Below are 17,870 nucleotides of genomic sequence, written 5' to 3' on the forward strand. Positions count from 1 at the left end.
CCAACCCAAGTCTCTACGAGGCGAATCGACCGAACTTAAAACTACTTTTTTAGACCGTAAAAATCTTAGAGGGATCATGCTATCGGTAAAACCCATCGTAGAATAATTATAAAATCAAAAATCACAGAAATAAAAGGCGGGGAAATAGATCCATAAATCTAAAACTTAAAACCAAAATCTGGCCTTGAGCTTTTCCACTTACTATATTTAATTAACCCTGAAATTGCACACCCAATAATCATTGCTAAAGTCACGGCCCAATAGGAGTTGCAATGCCCAATCAAAACAACCATAACAGAAGCAGCAGCGAAACCTGAAACATTTGCAGCTATAATGACCTTGTCTTGCAATGTCGCATATAGGGCGTACTGATATATATAACCGATCAGAAAAACGCTGACCGCGAATAACATTCCATAAAAAAGAGGAATATTATCATAATAAACTCTTTCGCTAAGCATTGAAAATACAAAAGGCACTGAGAAAGATATAGAAATCATCAGAACAAACAAACAAACAAATGCTTGTTTCTCCATTTTTTTGTAAGCACTTTCGAACTCAGATAATTCACCTCGTTTATAGGCTTTCATCATCCTCGGATAGAAAAACACGAACACACCTGACTCCATAAAAGAAAGCATTGCAGCCGCAATACTCATGTAAACGCTATACGCGCCAAGTAGAGCTAAACCATTAAAGGCCTCGAAAGCATAACGGTCCAGGGTAAATATTGCTCTCGCTGAGATCGAAGAAATCAATAATGGAAGAGCGATCCAAATACCTCTCCTGACCCATTTCCAATCCGGACTTAAAACGGAGTGTTTCCAATCAAGTTTGAGTAAAGGAGCAACTCCAATCACTATTCCAAAGGCTGCGCCAAAGATCCAGAAAAGCAGTAAAGTTTCTATATTTCTCGTGGCTGGAAACATCCACATCATCAAAACGAAAAATACCGCCCAGAGCGCCTGCTTGATAAAGATTATTATGGTAGCCAACATCTGATTTTCTGACGCTACCAATAGGCGCATTAACTCCGAAGATAGATGTTCCAGAATGAGAAGAACTAAAAACCCCGCCAAGAGCTCCAATGGCAAATGCCCGAACACGAAAAGCAGGCTTAAAATGGGCAGAACCAAAAGATACATGATTCCAAAAAACACAACCTGGCTTGAAATAAGCCGAGGCCAATCGTTTTTCGGCTTAGCGACAAGGCCTCTCGTACTATATGTGTAGAATTCGAAGCCTACAAAGTAGATTGAGTAAGAAACTGTAACTGCTATAAGACCGTAAAGCCCTACTTCTTCAGGCGGCAGGTAGACTGCCAGGCAGATTATAAAAAAAAACTTTATCGCTAATGTGAGTCCTCGCAGACCTACATTAATTAACCGGAGCCTCATAACTTTATTGCCATACTTTTGATAAGATGCTCACATATCCTGAAATCTACTGCCTCATCGATATCGATTGACCTTACCCTCGGCATTACACAAGCCCTAACACTATCCGTGAATAGACGCCCTGTTTCTCGCAAAGTCTTTGTAGAGGTGACGTAAACTGCACCATTCAAACGATATTCTTTTTGATAATCTTGTGCCCGTTTACCTGTCAATTCCAAGCCATTCAAATGACCACCGTCACTGATTGTGCCGATCCAGGCTGTAGGATGGTCCACCTCGCATACACTTACTACTGTGTCACCACTCCCACTGTGCTCATAGTTCTCTACCGCAGCTCGAATGTCTTCGGCCAACCTGAGAGGGGAAGTGGGTTGGAGTAGAATCAGCGTTTTCGCGGAATAACCGGCTTGCTGGTCAGCATCAAGCGCCTCTTGTAGAACATCGGCGGTGGTGGCGTGGTCCGTTGCCAGCTCTACGGGACGTTTATGGGCGATTAGGCCTTTGTCAGCATAACGCCTGGCAGTGGACAAGATTTCCTCATCATCGCTGGTCACCATTATTCGAGCGTTCAACCCAGTTTCGAGTGCTGCCTCAATCGTCCAACAAATCAGCGGCTTTCCCGCGAGCGGTAGAACATTCTTGCGCGGTAATCGCTTGCTACCACCCCGGGCGGGAATAACGATAAGTCTTTCACTGGGCTCAGTCATTGAGCAAGCTCTTTACTTCAGATTGGGCCTTATGGAAATCGTCCATGCGTCCGATATCCAGCCAGTACTCATGAATCGGAAACATGTTCACCGCCTTACCGCCGTCAATCTGCTGCTCCAACAGGGTTGGCATATCAATCCGGGTGTCGGGTCCCACACTTTTGACCAGCAAAGGGTCCAGCAAGTAGATACCTGCATTCACAAAGAACCGGTGAACAGGCTTCTCCACCATCGATCTAATCTGGGTGCCTTCGCTGGTGATCACCCCATAGGGTACCTGGTGTTCATATTCCCGCACACACATGGTGGCTACGCCATTGTGGGTTTCGTGGAACTCCAGGAGACTGTGCAGGTTCAATGAGGTCAACAGGTCGCCATTCATCATGAATAATGGCTGATCTATTTCATCGTGCGGCAGCAGGCCCAGCGCGCCCCCGGTGCCCAGTGGCTCCTCTTCATGCACGTACTGAATGGTAATGCCCCACTTCTCGCCATCGCCAAAATAGTCGCGGATAACTTCCGGCATGTAGTGGGTTGAGATATAGAAGCGATGAAAGCCAGCTTCCACAAAGTTCAGCAGGATTTGCTCAAGGATTGGCTTGTCACCCACTTTGAGCATGGGTTTTGGGCAGTTATTGGTCAGCGGTCTCAGGCGGGTGCCGAACCCGCCTGCCATCAGGAACACCGGGTTGTCGTGGCGATTCTTGTTTAGTATGTCGTGCAGGTTGGCCAGCCCTACTACCCGCCTGTCCTCGTCAACAAGAGGGAGTTGCAGTAGCTCATACTGCTCCATGACCGAAAGTGTTCGACTCTCGGTCCAGGATTGCTCCGCAGTCTTGGGCTGAGTATTCATAACCTGGCTAACCGGCGTTTCCAATGGCATGTGTTTCAGCAACGCCCTGCGCACATCACCATCTGTCAGCGTGCCCAGCAACTTATCGCTTGAATCGATAACAAGCGCAACTCGCAAGGCAGCCTTGTCCAGAACTTCAATGGCCTGTTCCAGTGTAACGTTGCTATTTACTAGGGCTTTACGCCAGGGCTTCATGGATTGCTCCGGGGTTCAAGAGAAGTCATTAACTGACAGGTTGTAAAACGCTTTCTTGCGAATGTTTTCCAGTGGGTACTCCGCAAGCACCTTGACGATGGATTCACTGGCACCGCCGTTGCCGTAGGGATTGAAAACAGAGCCAAGACTGGCCTGAAAGTCGGCGGAGTAGAGTGTTTCAAGCGCCGCCTGAATTGCCGAAATACTCGGCTCACAATCAATCACGCTGCTCGCTTTCAGCCGGCCTTTCTGGCGATCGCCGATATTCACGGTGCCTACCTTAAAGGATGGCGCCTCTGCCAAGCCGCTTGAGGAATTACCAACCACGCCGTCTATCTGTGCCAGACAAGAGAAGTAGCGTAGCTGACCAAGCGACGTATACACCTTGGCATTGGGATGTGATTGGGCAAACTCCCCCACCATGGCACTGAGCTCGCGACTACCAGTGTCGGCGTTCGGCATCGTAAAGATCAGTGTCGTATCTTCAAGGCCTTCCAAAGCGGCCAACAACTCGCCCATCTGGGCAGCCGAACTGGCCCCATCCTCAAGCGTTACCGGGTGGAATGTCACTAGCAGGCTCTTTTCACCAAAGCTGAGCTCCAGTGCGCGCTCCAGCTCTTCGCGGCTAAGCAGCGTGATGCGCTTGATAGCATCAATACCCATACCGCCAAAATTGAATACCCTGTCCGGATGTTCCCCAAGCTGAATAACCCGCTGGCGGTATTCGTCTGCGGCCACAAAATGCAAGTGAGCCATTTTGGTGATGGAATGGCGGATGGCTTCGTCAAAAGCCCCCTCGGTGGTCTCTCCACCATGCAGGTGTGCCACCGGTATACCTGCAATCATAGCGGCAGAGGTAGCGGCGAATATCTCGAAGCGATCTCCCAGCACCACCACGATATCCGGGGCCAAGCGCTCATACGCATCGGCAAAACCAAGCACACCAAGACCCATGGATTTGGTCACCGCCGTATTGGTGTCTGAGCTCAGAAGCATTTCTACCTTGGCATCAATGTTGAAGCCATTTTCCTCAATCTCGTGGTAGGTGGAGCCAAATTCGGGAGATAAGTGCATGCCAGTCGCAATCAACTGAAGCTCAAGCTTCGAGTTATTTTGAATCTCTTTCATCAACCAGCGCAGCAACCCGAATTCCGCTCTAGTGCCAGTAACTACACAGACCTTGCGAGTCATAGCTCGATCAACTCGTCTTCACTGAAATCACGGGGAGCGGTGCGACCGATGACTTCATCCCACTGCATGGGAGAAATTCCGGTACCCGGGCGCTTGGCCATAAGGTTTTCTTCACTGAACGGTTCGCCAGCCTTAATGGGGCGAACAGCCACGAGGGACTTGCGAGCAATAGGTTTATTCTTGAGTTCGCTTGGGCTAGGTCGTTTAATGCCGTCGCCCAGCGCCTTTTCAATATTTCGAATGCCTTGCACCATGGCCCTCAGCTCACCGGGCTCCAGGCTGGCTCGATGGTCGGGCCCGGGCAGTTTGCGGTCCAGAGTGAAATGCTTTTCAATCACCGTCGCGCCCAAAGCAACCGCGGCTATGGGTATTTCGATACCTGGAGTGTGGTCCGAGTAACCTACAGATACACCGAACGCCTTGCCAATATTGACCATGGCGCTGAGATTCACGTCTTCCATAGGCGTGGGGTATTCGGTGGTACAGTGCAGAACGGTGATCTTGTCTCTGGGCGTTCCGGCTTGCTCTACCACATTGATCGCGGCTTCGATCTCTCCCAAGTTAGCCATGCCGGTCGACAAAAGCACATGTTTACCGCGACAGGTCAGATAACGGAGGTACGGCAGATTGGTTAGTTCGCCGGATGGAACCTTCACATAATCACTGATATTGAGCTTATCAAGCAGATCAATGCTAGTTGCATCGAATGCAGTAGAGAAAAAGCCGATCTTTCTTTTTTTGCACTCGTCTATGAGCTCCAGATGATCTTCATGTGAAAGCTCTAACTTTCGGACCATCTCGTACTGTGATTCGTCAGGATCGGTTGCTCCCTTCTGGTAGTCGGCTTTTGGAGCATTGCGTGCAATATTGCTTGCAGCAATAAAGGTCTGGAACTTGACGAGATCGGCGCCGGCTTCGGCAGCTACGGCAATAAGTTTTTTGGCAAGTTCAATGTCTCCGTTATGATTAACACCCGCTTCAGCGATGATCAACGTATTCATTTGATCCTCCTTGCGGGTGCACCAACATATACGGCCTGCTCCTCGCAGTCTTTTATTACCACCGCACCTGACCCAATGGTAGTACCGGCTCCGATCATCAACTTTTTCTCGTTACTACCTTGATTAATCACGGCTCCTGTTCCGACCCAACATTCCCGCTCTATCAAGACATTGCCTGAAATATGTGCACCTGGAGCAATGTTCACAAAATCTTCGATGATGACATCGTGCCCAATGGTCGCGTTTAGATTGAATATCGAGTAGCTCCCCACATCAATGTTGTTTGTGAAGCGGACGCCGGCGCAAATAATTACACCTTCCTGCGCCTGGATCTGCTCAAGCTGATGCTTTCCAAAGCTTGCACTTGGATGGATCAGGTTTACGAAACTCAGCTTGCCCGAATAGCGATTGACAACCTTGGCTCTGATGTTGTTCTCGCCGATACCTAAGGCATAGACGGTCCCTTCGGCCTGCTCTAAATCGCTTTCCAAAACAATCGGCCACATGCTAGAACCAATTGCGGCCTCTGTCTCATCTTTCGCAATTAAAAAAGGTTCGTAACCCAATTCGTCTGCGATATCGGCAATTTCTCTTGCAAAGCCTGATGTGCCAAATACACCCAACTTCTTCATAACTTATCCCTTTGAAACCACACTGCTCGGCAAATTAACCACCCGAGCTTCCAACCACTCCGCATTATCTAAGTCGCCTCGGCGACAGCTCTGATACATGTCAAGATGGTTCATCAAAGCCCAAATTGGCCGTGTCATCACCCCGTCTTGATTGGTATTTTTGAGCAGCTCGTTTCTCTGAGCTTTGTTCTCACAGATAACAGCATTCAGCCAGTAATTGGAGCGGCAATCTTGGGGTTCTTTCACGAATTGTAGGCTTGAGCCTGTTAAAGCACCCTCATAGGCAGCGGCTAATGCCCGCTTGGCCTCAATGAATGTTTCTAGCTGCTCCAACTGGGCGCATCCTAATGCTGCATTCAGGTTAGGTAAACGGTAGTTATATCCAAGTTCATCATGAATGTACTCATAGGTATGAGGCTTCTTGGCGGTTGTCGTCAGATGCTTAGCGCGAGCGGCCAAAGTCTCACTGGCTAGAATCATGCCCCCGCCTCCGGTAGTCATGATCTTGTTACCGTTGAAGCTGAGCGTGCCCAGCGCACCGAAGGTTCCTGTGTGCTTGCCCTTGTAAAAACTGCCCAGAGACTCGGCAGCATCTTCAACCAGAGAAATGTTCCAGCGATGAGTCACGGATACCAGGGTATCCAGGTCAGCAGGATGTCCGAAGGTATGCATGGGTACGCACGCCCGAATCACCTTGCTGTCAGCCCGGGTACGGCACACGCCTTCTGCATCCAATTCGGCATGTTCTTCCAGCCAGGCTTCAAGGGCCTCGCCGGATAACCCCAGAGTTTCCCGATCTACATCGATAAACACCGGTTCAGCATTACAGTAAGCGATGGCGTTGCAGGTGGCCACGAAGGTGAGTGGTTGAGTGACCACCAGATCTCCCGCCTCCACTCCGGCGAGCTTAAGAGCGATATGTAAAGCCGCCGTTCCGTTTACCGTAGCAACAGCCTTTGCCGAGCCAGTGTAAGCGGCCACACCCTCTTCGAACCGATCCACATAAATTCCCACACTGGAAACGAAGGTCGACTCTATTGTATCCGCCACGTACTCCTTTTCACGGCCGAGAAAGACCGGCGCATGCAGTGGGACAAATTCATTGGTCCGGTAATAATCCCTTACAAATCCAACAAGCCGGTTTACCGACACTTCAGACATTATAAATTCCAGCCTTGTAGTGCTTCAGATTATCCGGGTTGGTAAACCACTTTACGGTTTTCCTCAACCCCTCCTCAATCGAGTTGTCGGGGGTGAAGCCGGTCAGATCACGGATCTTGGCGTTTTCTCCCCAAAGACGGAACACCTCTGATTTTCCGGGGCGAATTCGCTGTTCGTCGGTAATGAATTCGACATCGCTTTGCATAATCTCACGAATCAACTTCAGGGTATCGCCAACTGAAATCTCGAAATTCGAGGCAATGTTTACCGTTTCACCGATTGTTTTATCAGAATTGGCCAGCGCCAGAAATCCCCGGCAGGTGTCTTCAACATAATTGAAATCCCTGGTGGGCGACACATCACCGAGCTTGATTGATTTTTGGCCGGCAGCAATCTGGGTAATAATCGTGGGAATAACCGCTCTTGCTGACTGCCGCGGACCATAGGTGTTAAATGGGCGGGCAACAGTCAGCGGCAGGTCAAACGCATTGTAGAAACTCATCGCCATCGCATCCGCGGCAATTTTAGATGCGCTGTAGGGAGACTGCGGTTGAACCGGGTGTTTCTCATCAATCGGAACATACTGGGCAGTACCATACACTTCGCTAGTGGAGGTGTGAATCACTCGCTTCACACCATTTTCAAGCGCTGCCTGGCAGATATTTAGTGTTCCTTTGACATTGGTGTCTACATAACTATCCGGTGCCACATATGAGTAGGGAATAGCAATCAGTGCGGCCAGATGGTAAACAATATCTACACCCTTGGTGATATGTTTACAGTAATGCGGATCTCTAACATCACCGTTCAGTACCTCTATATCATCCAGACAATCGATATTTTCGAGCCAGCCCCAATAATTGAAGGAGTTATATTGAGACAAAGCTTTTACTTTATAACCTTCACGAACAAGAAGCTCAGTGAGATGAGACCCGATAAATCCATCAGCTCCGGTTACCAAGACAGTTTCTTTCATCATAATAGGGATCCAATTCCAAAATTTCAGAAGCAAGCTTTATTCGAGTAAAAGCTCTCTTCGCGTAGCGAGCGATATCCAATACTTCAGGGCTGTTGCAGTGGCACTCCCAACGAGCATTGCAAGAGTCACCGACCAATATTCGGAATGAGAGGCAAATAGGAATAGCGTCAGTGCCGCTAATATCAAACCCGTAACGTTTTCGGCAATGATGCTGCCATCCCTGGTCATCGTGTAGAGCCCATGCTGAAATACATAGCCAATGATAAAAATAGCCATTGCAACAATGACTGCAGCGAATAAAGGTAGATTTTCAGCGTAGACTCTTTCCTCAAGGAGAGGAAAGATTGTAATTCCGGCCAGCCCGGCACCTGCCGTCAAAACCGGAAGCCACAAGACCGACTGTCTTGCTAATTTTCGGTACGACGTTTGAAACTCTCCAAGATTTCTCTCTTTGTACGCCTTCATCATTCTCGGGTAGTAGAAAACAAAGACACCTGACTCCATAAAAGAGAGCATCGCGGAGGCAACTCCCATGTAGACACTGTATGCACCCAAGAGCGCTAATCCGTTTAGAGCCTCGAAAGCGTAACGATCAAAAGTGAACAAAGACCTAACGGCAATCGAAGATAAAAGCAAGGGGACAGAAATGATGACACCAGCTTTTACCCAACGCCAATCGAGCTTGGATAATGCCCCGGCCCAATTCAGTTTTAACAGTGGCCACACGCCGATGAATATGCTGCTGAAAGTACCGATCATCCAGAACAACAACAAATCAGGAATATTTCTGAAGTCCGGATCCAGCCACATGGCGAGAGTAAAGCATACCGCCCAAAGTGCATGTTTTACGAAGATGACCAGAGTTGCCAACAAAGGTTTTTCAATTGCAACCAGCAGCCTCATCAATTCGGTTGAAAGGTGCTCCAGAACGACCAGACAGACAATAGATGCCATTAGTGTCCAAGGGAGCATTCCCATCACAAATAGAATGCTCGAGGCGGGCAGGACGACAAGATACATGAGGCAAAAGAAGGCCAACTGACTAGTTAGTAGACCCGACCACTCGGACTTCGGCCTCGCTACCATGTCGCGGGTACTGTAGGTATAAAACTCAAAACCTACAAAATAAATCGAATAAAAAACTGTGACCGTAATCAATCCATAAAGGCCAACTTCTGCAGGTGGTAAAAATATCGCCAAAGACAAGATAAAGGTAAATTTAACCCCTAAGGTCACCGCCCTTAAAACTACATTGAAAAAACGGACTTTCATAGAAACTGTTAATAGGTCCACTCAAGTTAAAACTTGTAAATGTACAGGAAAGACCCGCTTCATAGCAGCTACACCCGCTTCATTCAAACCACGGCTGCTTTAGGTTTCCAAGGCACTCTGTCGCCGGACTTGCTTTAAACGCTCGAAGTTATATTTCCACGGCTGTGTTTCCGCATCCCGTCCAGTCACATCCGCCAACTAAACCACTAATCCGGGCCGGCACATAAACTCTGCTAAAAGAGGGCCACGAAATCCTAACGTCTCTTTATTACTCGAGCACTATTTAGACTGCCCATTTGCCATCCAGCAAGGGATCAACTGGAAATCACGCTTCAGCCATCCGCTCCTTTATCAAAGCTACGAATTCGGCGAAAAACGCCATGAAAACGCCACCCAACAAACCCAGCAAGCCAGCCAAAAGTAAAATTAGACTTCCAGCAGGTCCTTCGCTGTCGACACTCTTTCGGCTAACAGCTAAAACCTCCATGGATTGAATAGAAGCAAGCCGGGACTCAAGAGAGAAGCGCTTATCAATCGCAGATGCTATCAACGGTTGCGCTTCTTCAGTTCCCTTGAGTATCTCTATCCGCTCATCTAGTGATTCGATTCGGGTTTCAAGGTTTCGCGTCAGGCTGTTTACGGCCGCTACCTGACCTTCTTTGAGTTGAGCGACCAGCCTCGCGTGGATTTTTTCGACAATCTCAAACTGAGCGGCTCTCGCCTCAGATCTTATTCGAATCAGGCCAGTGTTCTCGGGGTTCGAAAAACTAACTTTCAACGGCAATTTCTGATTTGTTTGGGCAGTAAATTCAGCCTCATATTGTGGCAGCCAGTGATTTTCAAGTTCCGCAATCAGAACAACAGGGGCCTCGATGTATTCTCGCTCCCCCAGCACTTCTTGCTCTGCCACCTTGATAAGACTAGTGTACTCAGATTTTTTAGGCGCGAAAAAGGCATACGCTGCGCCGACAAGCAAGACCGCCAAGAAAACCATATAAAAAATACGTCGCCGTCGAATAAGAGTCGTGGCCAAATCTACCAGACTGATTTCGTCGTCGTACCCGACTCTTTCCTGATTATTTTGCATGAATTAAACCTTTCCGCATCCCACAGCGTTGTTATTGTTAGGGCAAGCTACCGCCCATCCCATGTGTCCGGCGGGATCAGGCAGCATCATCAAAAGGCAAGAAATAACGAGCTTTTGAACGGTTTGCTTCCCTGCCGGTTCAGTTTCCTGCCTGCACCTAGTCACTCTCGTCTTAACAGCGCATATTCTACGCCACTGGCTCTTCCTTTTCAGTTATCTGACCTAAATTTCAGCTAACTGCAAGTTCAGGCTTTTACGAAGAGCTAGATGCGTACTCGTACTGATAGTACCCGTATTGATAAGATGACGACTTTTTCACCACCGCATTCAGCACCACACCGCGAATGTCGATGCCATTCTGTTCGAAACGATGCTTGGTTTGCTCGATTTCCTTCAGCGGGCTAACTCCGTGCCAAGCAACTAAGAGACTGGCGCCTGCATGCCGGCCGACGATCGCCGCGTCCGTGACGGCCAAAAGTGGTGGAGTGTCGACGATCACCAAATCGAAATCCTTGGAGACACTTGCGAGAAACTCATTAAAACGCTTGCTCATTAGCAGCTCAGAGGGGTTTGGCGGAACGGTGCCGCGGGTAATGAAACTTAGTCCATCTACCTCGGATTTCCGCAAAACGTCTTCACGACAAGCCTGCCCGGCCAGTAGATCTGACAAGCCCTGCTTGTTCTCGACACCAAACACATTATGGGCAAGACCTCGGCGCATGTCCGCGTCCACGAGCAGCACCCTTTGATTGGCCATGGCCATAACAGCTGCCAGGTTAGCTGAAACAAAGGTTTTGCCTACACCCGGGCTAGGGCCCGAAATCATCAGAATGTTGTTTTTAGCATCCATCATCCCAAAGTGGAGACTGGTGCGCAGGCTTCGCAGCGACTCTACGGCCAGGTCTGCTGGGCTCACAACAGCCAGCAAGCCTGAGGTTGTATCGGCTAAATTTGGCCGCAAACCTCTGCGATTTTTCGCGAGCTTGTCCTGCGTTTCGGAACGTGGGATGGATGCGTATATCGGCAACCCAATTCGCTCAATCTCGTCTGGATTTTCAACCCCGCGATTCATGAAAGAACGCACGAATACAACACCAACTCCAATCATGCCACCGAGCATGAGCGCCATTGCAGTTATAAGCACGCGCTTCGGGGCCACCGGAGTGGTGATATCAACCACAGCCTCATCCACCACGCGCACATTACCGACGGTGCCGGCCCGCGCAATATCGAGTTGCTGGATGTTCGAAAGCATCTGGAGATAAATTTTGTTTCCTACCTCTACATCCCGACGCAGGCGAACTAGCTTTTGCTGCGTTTCCGGCAGACGACCAAGACGCCGATCGAGTTCCTGCCGACGATGCTTCAGTTCGGCCATCTGAGAGGCCCAGGCTTTATATCTCGGATGGGTGGGCTGGAAGCGCTGTTCTATTTCCGCCCTCTGAATCTCCAGCTCGGAAATTCGGGTCTCAAGCGCAACGATCTGCTCGAGCAGCGCTGTGCTTTCGGCTGTGATGTCGATGGTCTCGGCGTTTATCTGGTATTGGTTCAGCTTCCGCTCAGCATCCTCTAGCTCCTTCCTTAACTCCGGGAGCGACTCTCTCAGAAATTTCAGAGATTTAGCAGCTTCGGCGCTATTGCGCTCCACATTCTGACGCACATAGCGGTTACCCACCTCGTCCAGCACATCTTCCGCAAGCACGGGATCGGTGTTCTCGTATGACAGCTCGATGATGCCGGAACCCTGCCCCTTTTCCGAGGCCGAAATCGCTTTCTGGAGGGCCATGATCGCATTCAATCGTGTGCGCTTTGTCACCCGAAACAAAGTGCCTGGCCGGGCGTGTAATTTGGTGACCATAAGGGCGAATTGGCCTTGCTCCGCAGGTTTGCCAACATCGCCATAGAGAACGACCGCCTCGCTCTCGTTGAGCAACTGCCAAGCTCCGCCTTCCATCGCTCGCAAGACATAGGTACCGGCTTCAGCGGGCACCTCCATACGGGTCACGGTAAGTTCTTCGGCACCCCAAGCGTACTCACTTCCGAACAGCGGCGGTGCCAGACTGCTCTGCTCTCCCTGGAAGCGCCGGGCAATTGCCTCGCCGATGACGGGAAAATAATTTGGAGTGGTGACGATATCCAGATTAAGCGCTCCAACTACCTCGCCCAGAACTCGGCGGCTCTTGATTAACTGAATTTCGGTGCCTGCATTGGACGCAGATTCAAGAAGGCCAGACAGGTCTTCCATGCCCGGTAAAGCACCCTGCTTTTCCTCTACCTGGATCAGTGTGTTTGCCCGATACACATTCGGCTGCAACAAAGCGTACATCGCCCCGATTAATGTGCACGCAAGAGTGGCCATCAAGATCAACCACCGACCTTCCCACAGGGTACCCACGAGGGCCATTAGATCGATTTCGTCATCTGCTCGCCCACTGTTAGGGTGAACAGATCTGTTGTTGGCGTCGGAATTATTTGTCATTGACGTTACTTACCCAAGTATTTGAGCCAACTTTCCGTGGCTTGCTGTATCAAATGAAACGCATGTTCAAAAGCCGGACGCTGTTGGCGATAAGGGTCCGGAACCGACTGGTTGTTCTGCCACTTCCCAAGCAAAAAGGCACGGCCTCGAATTTGAGGGGCAATGTCATGCATACGCTTGAGATGCCCTTCTTCCATCGCCAGGACAAGATCCGCATCCGCCAGCATTTCTTGAGTGACTTGTCTAGCAAGATGGGAAGTGGCGTCGATACCATGTTCTTTTAAAAGTTCCAGAGCGGTTTCGTCTGCCGGTTTGCCCACCAAGGCACCGATGCCGGCGGAACTGATGTGCTTTTTAGAGTGTTCAGGCAGCTGGGCCCGCAACAGGTACTCCGCCATGGGGCTGCGGCAGATATTGCCCACGCAGACAATAAGAATGTTGTTGAACATCAAACCTCGGATCAGTTGGTCAGCTCACGCTCGGTGATTGAACCGTAATAAACGGCCTGCACAGTAGGCAGTACCTGTGCGATGAGTCGGTTCCAGCGAGCGATAGGCGCGGCTGTTACGTAGACGATATCCCGGGGCTGCAACCTAAACTGATCAGCCAAAACCAGTGCTGTGGCATTTCGCGCGTGAAGCTGGAAGACGTCAGCAATTTTGTCTGAGTTGTCAGAGGCCTGGCGAATAACAAATACGCCGTTGGCGTTTGCCACTGCCTGAGCAAATCCACCAGCATCGGTCAGAGCTTCTGCAAGGGTAATGTCAGACCGGCCAATATTGAGACTTTTTTGCTGCGCCACTTCCCCTAACACGAAAATTTTGGCGGCATCGTTGCGGGCTACGTGAATGATATCGTTAGGGCGGAGTAAGACATTTTCGCGCGTATCGCCTTGCCTGTAGAGTCCCCGAAGAGAGTAACGTCTTGTTTCCCCGTTGCGCGTGAGCGTCACATTCGTCCAGTCCGCCACTTCAGTAAGTCCGTTGGCGTTGCTGACCGCCTCGAGCAGCGTCAAGGGCACATTGGTGATTGGCTGAGTACCCGGCTTTTTCACTTCACCGGTCAGATAGACCCGCTTTGAACGGAATGACGCCACGGTTACGTCCACCTGAGGGGACTCAATATACTCTGCAAGGCGCTCTCGGAGGATGTCGCGAATCTCAGTGACCTTCAAGCCGGCCACTTTCACTTTGCCGACGTAGGGGTAAAAGATAGTGCCGTCGCTGTGCACCCAGTTACCAGCTTCGGAGGGACTTCGATCTCCACCTGCCGGTATCGTCAGTTCAGGGTGGTCCCAAACGGTAATGTTCAGCACGTCGCCACGATTTACTTCGTAATCGTATTGGTTTAGCTCCGCTTCAAGCTCCCGATTCAGCACGGGTGTTGTACGAGGAGCAGACAAATTCTCCCTCAGAAACTGGGGAGTGATGGTATAGATGTTCACCATCTTATCCAGGTCCACGCTCTCGTCCTTTTGCCGATCGTACGGGATGTGGGCTCCGGGTATAACGGCGCAACCTGAGAGGCTGAGGATTATAAGCAATGAAAGTAGGCGGTTCATCCGGGATTGAAGTTCCGTGGCTGGCTTACGTATTTTGCAGAATAGAGAAAGGGGCTGGTGCTGCCAGCCCCTTTTTTACTTCAGTGGCGTCTAACTCAACCGGCGGTTGCGCCAGTTGCGCCAGTTGGCAGCTGCTCAGTCAAAATGGCTTCCTGAAGCTCAGCCTGAGACAGCAAGTCTTGGGCTGCCTGCTCCTCGATGGCCGCTGCATTCGGAGCAATCGGGGCCGCATAGGAGGCGGAACCAGAGCTGGTAATGGTTTCAGCGTTGTAACCGGCCAGATCAGTCGCGGTGGCACCGGCAGCGGAGAACTCTTGCACCACTTGCGCCACGTTGGCTGGGTTCAGGCTCTCAATCAACGCCCCAAACGCAGCAGTTTTGTTGAGATCCGAATTGGACTCCATCACCACTGCCACGTCCGCAACCAGGTCAGCGATCTGAGCGCTCAGAACCTTATTGATCAAATGCAGCTCCGCTGCGGTTTTCTGGTCAACACCCGATGTGCTGTCGAACGCTGCGATCGGGTCATAGGTTGTCAGATCAACCGTCACACCTAACTCGCTAGCGAGCTCGGCAGCCGCATCGGCTTTCAGTTTAGCCAGGGTTTCGGTTGAACCGGCGGCCAGCGCGCTTTCGACTTTCATTTGAATCACGGTGCTAAAGCCGCTAACTGCGGTACTGCCTGCCGGAGCAAGGTACTTCAGGTTGGGGTCAACTGGCTGCCCGGTGTCTTCGTCAATAGTATTTTCATTCGCTTCCAGCACCAACGGAGTCAGCAGCTGAGAGTCGGTCAAGCCTTTCAGGCTGAACTTGCCGCCCGCAACGGTGGTAGCGCTTGGCTCATCCGCATCACAGGCCTTGTTCAGGTTCTCGTCCACACAAACAGTGGCGCCAACCAGATAGCCATCGTACGCAACCCCTTCAGAAACTCCACTGGGAGACTGGCTTGGGGCCAGCGTAGAGCTGTTATTATCGGAACAGCCCGCGACAATCATCATCGGAGCAAGGATGGCGGTGGCCATCAGGTTACGCGTGGACAATCCTTTTTTGAGTTGGGTCATACTAGCCTCTTAATCTCCTGAGTAAGCTATCGCTTGTCTTTTTTAGTTGCTTCTTATCAAAGCCCGCGACACTCAGACTATAAGCGTCGGAGCTAAAAATCTATATTTTACAGAATGTTACAAAAAACCCCATTGCTCGAGGTTCTTTACTGGAGAGCCAATCGACCACGATTTAGGTAGACAGAACGGAGCGGATTGGCCGATTCAATAACCCTGGCGCCGCCGAATGAGGTCAAATTCCGGTCTTCGTTGATGCGGGTCTGAATGTTGTAGTTCCAGTCTGCATCACCGCGAATCTGGGCGTAACGGAATTGGCCGGTTTTTTCGGGCGTGAGCGGAATCACCCAGCCAAGGCTGACAAACTCAGCATCTGTGTTCTTGTAGGACAGGCGCAGGGCGTAGTCGCCAAACCAGAAGCGGCTGTCGATACGAACGCCCGTGTCTTCGGCAAAAAACTGACCACCGTAGATATCCACCTGCGTATCCAACCGCGGGTTGTAATAGCTATATCGGGCCAGCATCTGGTCTCGGGCGACATTGTCATAATCGGCGTGTTCAAAAGAGCCTCCCAGGTACGCCAGGCTATGCCGACCGCCAGCCCCCAACACAAGAGTTTCGTTCAGGACGCCGTTCCAGTCTGTGGCGTACCGGCCCACGTGAAAACTTGTGTAAAGCTGCGGATGCAATTTGAACGTCTGCTGAACTTCGGCTTCGGCAAACCCGGTGCGCTGACGATCCTGATAGAACACCCCACCCTTTTCAAAGTCTTCGGTGGCATAAACTTCAGCATTGTAAGTGACTGAAGCGAGCGCACCGGGCCATAGGGAGACCGAAGTTTCTGCACTGAGGCCAACAGAGGCATCCCACACGCCGTATTCGGTCGCAATACCCGAGCTGACGGTTGGGCTCAGGGTGATACGCGGTTTCCAGCTGGGACCATAGCCGCCCTGAAAGTCCCATTGAAGCTCGTTTCTGTGGAATACGGTGCCCGAGGTGTAGTCGGCGGCAAGCATGCGAACTTGGGTGCGATCTCCCTCGCCGCCGAGGCTGATAGTGCGTTCGACAACCGGAATGTTCTGGTTCAGCAGAGTGAGCTTTGCCGCTCTGTGATGGCTGGCTGCGGACTGAGCCCGTCGCGCGACATCGGCGATGGCATCCCGCTCATCCCGGGTGTAGATGTTATTTTCCCACTGGACATGGAGAACATTTTCGCGACTGGCGACGGAGACCCGGTCATAACCGTCAGCTATCAGTTGCTGCCCCAGAGCCTTGGCCCGCTCTTTGGCTTCATCTTTGACAGCTGGGGTATCGACGGCTTCCCCACCCAATGCCTCATCAACGACGGCGGCAGGGGGCTTAGTGAGGGGCTGAACCTGACTCGAAATATTGGACGGAGAGTACCCTGGCTCAGAAGCCATAGTAGCGTGTTTGTTCACCGACTGGAGGTGCCGCTTGCTTGTCTCATTACCAAAAGGAATTGAAACGCCTACTGAGAAAAAGTTTCGATTATTATCGATATTACCCTCATCGTAAGCCAGCACTTTGCCGTTGATCTGCATGCCAATTGGCAACAGCCCCCGGGGAGTACTCCCGCCTAATCCTAGCCGAACATTTTGGCTATCATATTCCGCCATCACATTCAGCCAAGATGTGGGCCGATATGAAAGCGCACCAAAAGGGCCGTCCACATAACGATCAGATAATGTGGGATCACCGTAACCGGCTGAAACTGTGACCGGACCAAACTGACGTCCGGCGACAACGTACAAGGCTTCGAAGTCATCAGTCTCGCCGCCAAGGTCCTGAACTCCGGCGGCCAACGTGAACCATTCTTGCGGAATAAACGGAGCCTGAACCTTGATGTTCGCGGAGAGATCCCGAATACCACAGTCCTCTCGGTAGCAATTTGCTTGAGTTCGATCCCAAGTCAGCCGACCACCGACCTCAACATTTGGGAACATACCAAACAGGCCACTGACGTTGTTGTAGTAGCCGTAGCCCGCCAAAGACTCAGTCGCACGGGTTTCCAAGGCCTGGTCTGAATACTGAACTGCAGCCTTGCCGTGCTCGAGCACTGTCGCAGAGGGCACATTGAGGTAGCCGCTATAGCCTGGGAAGGCGAGCGTGGTTGCGAACACCGGCTGGCCATGAAGAACAAGGCCAGCCACGAAGGCCGGCTTCAGACACGCTACCGCCCCACCGACCAGGGTCCAGTGTTTTGAGGTCATGAAATTCATCAATTTTTCTGGGACAAAACGGGGCCTGAAGCGATAGAGACGCTCCGTTTTGGTCCT

General features: G+C 50.9%; 15 protein-coding genes. All 15 read right to left on the bottom strand.

Features of this window, described 5'->3' with window-relative positions; genetic code table 11:
- Nucleotides 1-158 precede the first annotated feature (158 nt).
- A complete protein-coding gene (locus LPB19_RS15060; RefSeq protein WP_206643699.1) occupies nt 159-1,397 on the bottom strand; it encodes a lipopolysaccharide biosynthesis protein in 1,239 nt (412 codons plus the stop codon).
- Nucleotides 1,394-2,104 (bottom strand): acylneuraminate cytidylyltransferase family protein, encoded by a 711-nt coding sequence (locus LPB19_RS15065; protein WP_206643700.1) that lies wholly within the window; start codon nt 2,102-2,104, stop codon nt 1,394-1,396. The genes LPB19_RS15060 and LPB19_RS15065 overlap by 4 nt, the downstream gene beginning before the upstream one ends.
- Nucleotides 2,097-3,152, bottom strand: coding sequence for a nucleotidyltransferase family protein (locus tag LPB19_RS15070; protein ID WP_206643701.1), 1,056 nt, complete (start codon nt 3,150-3,152; stop codon nt 2,097-2,099). The genes LPB19_RS15065 and LPB19_RS15070 overlap by 8 nt, the downstream gene beginning before the upstream one ends.
- A gap of 15 nt (nt 3,153-3,167) precedes the next feature.
- Nucleotides 3,168-4,280 carry a UDP-N-acetylglucosamine 2-epimerase gene (gene neuC, locus LPB19_RS15075; protein ID WP_266097053.1) on the bottom strand — a complete coding sequence of 371 codons (1,113 nt, stop codon included), beginning with the start codon at nt 4,278-4,280 and terminating at the stop codon, nt 3,168-3,170.
- A 59-nt stretch (nt 4,281-4,339) separates the two neighbouring features.
- Nucleotides 4,340-5,344, bottom strand: a complete 1,005-nt coding sequence (neuB, locus tag LPB19_RS15080) for an N-acetylneuraminate synthase (RefSeq protein WP_206643703.1) — start codon at nt 5,342-5,344, stop codon at nt 4,340-4,342.
- Nucleotides 5,341-5,976, bottom strand: a complete 636-nt coding sequence (locus LPB19_RS15085) for a NeuD/PglB/VioB family sugar acetyltransferase (protein ID WP_206643704.1) — start codon at nt 5,974-5,976, stop codon at nt 5,341-5,343. The genes neuB and LPB19_RS15085 overlap by 4 nt, the downstream gene beginning before the upstream one ends.
- A 3-nt stretch (nt 5,977-5,979) precedes the next feature.
- Nucleotides 5,980-7,137 (bottom strand): LegC family aminotransferase, encoded by a 1,158-nt coding sequence (locus LPB19_RS15090; RefSeq protein ID WP_206643705.1) that lies wholly within the window; start codon nt 7,135-7,137, stop codon nt 5,980-5,982.
- On the bottom strand, nt 7,130-8,116 hold the full coding sequence (locus tag LPB19_RS15095; protein WP_323127891.1) for an NAD-dependent 4,6-dehydratase LegB: 987 nt from the start codon (nt 8,114-8,116) through the stop codon (nt 7,130-7,132). Before LPB19_RS15095 ends, LPB19_RS15090 begins: the two co-directional genes overlap by 8 nt.
- A gap of 36 nt (nt 8,117-8,152) precedes the next feature.
- Nucleotides 8,153-9,388 (bottom strand): lipopolysaccharide biosynthesis protein, encoded by a 1,236-nt coding sequence (locus LPB19_RS15100; RefSeq protein WP_206643706.1) that lies wholly within the window; start codon nt 9,386-9,388, stop codon nt 8,153-8,155.
- Between the two features lie 325 nt (nt 9,389-9,713).
- On the bottom strand, nt 9,714-10,475 hold the full coding sequence (locus LPB19_RS15105; RefSeq protein WP_206643707.1) for a Wzz/FepE/Etk N-terminal domain-containing protein: 762 nt from the start codon (nt 10,473-10,475) through the stop codon (nt 9,714-9,716).
- A 253-nt stretch (nt 10,476-10,728) separates the two neighbouring features.
- The gene (locus LPB19_RS15110; protein WP_206643708.1) at nt 10,729-12,954 is read right to left on the bottom strand and encodes a polysaccharide biosynthesis tyrosine autokinase; all 2,226 of its coding nucleotides are present in this window, start codon (nt 12,952-12,954) and stop codon (nt 10,729-10,731) included.
- A gap of 5 nt (nt 12,955-12,959) precedes the next feature.
- Complete coding sequence (locus tag LPB19_RS15115; protein ID WP_206643709.1) at nt 12,960-13,403, bottom strand: low molecular weight protein-tyrosine-phosphatase; 444 nt, start codon at nt 13,401-13,403, stop codon at nt 12,960-12,962.
- An 11-nt stretch (nt 13,404-13,414) separates the two neighbouring features.
- Entirely contained in the window at nt 13,415-14,515 is a 1,101-nt protein-coding gene (locus LPB19_RS15120; protein ID WP_206643710.1) for a polysaccharide export protein, read from the bottom strand.
- A 95-nt stretch (nt 14,516-14,610) separates the two neighbouring features.
- Complete coding sequence (locus LPB19_RS15125; protein ID WP_206643711.1) at nt 14,611-15,576, bottom strand: hypothetical protein; 966 nt, start codon at nt 15,574-15,576, stop codon at nt 14,611-14,613.
- Nucleotides 15,577-15,722: 146 nt separating this feature from the next.
- Nucleotides 15,723-17,813, bottom strand: coding sequence for a YjbH domain-containing protein (locus LPB19_RS15130; protein ID WP_206643712.1), 2,091 nt, complete (start codon nt 17,811-17,813; stop codon nt 15,723-15,725).
- Nucleotides 17,814-17,870: the final 57 nt, after the last annotated feature.

Origin of the sequence: Marinobacter salinisoli, assembly GCF_017301335.1 — a bacterium.
Taxonomy (GTDB): domain Bacteria; phylum Pseudomonadota; class Gammaproteobacteria; order Pseudomonadales; family Oleiphilaceae; genus Marinobacter; species Marinobacter salinisoli.